The sequence below is a fragment of the Pseudomonas sp. PME37.24/006 genome, assembly GCF_055556635.1.
In genome coordinates this window covers 1-244 of sequence record NZ_JBVHNL010000263.1, presented here as the reverse complement: position 1 = coordinate 244, position 244 = coordinate 1, and the positions used below count along the sequence as shown (strand labels likewise).

Genomic DNA, 244 nt, shown 5'->3' with positions numbered 1-244 from the left:
ACGACGCCGGTATCTGCATTGATGGTTCGATTGCCGACCTTCATGGCAACTGGATTGGCGTCTTTACCGTTGATCACCACCACCGTGATCGTGGCCTCGGTGATCGTTTCGCCGGTGTAGAGAAAATCGGAATAATCAAAAAACACGTCTTCCACATCGTCGGGCGATTTATCTGGCCAAGTTGTTGTTTGCATGACGTGCTTACTTCAGTGCCTTATTCACATGCGCCACCCATAGACCGGCC

General features: G+C 51.2%; 1 protein-coding gene. It reads right to left on the bottom strand.

Annotated elements, in window-relative coordinates; all coding sequences use genetic code 11:
• The coding region (locus ACZ3GY_RS24660; RefSeq protein WP_465912439.1) for a hypothetical protein at window positions 1-194 on the bottom strand (194 nt) is incomplete at its 3' end.
• Between the last annotated feature and the right edge of the window lie 50 nt (window positions 195-244).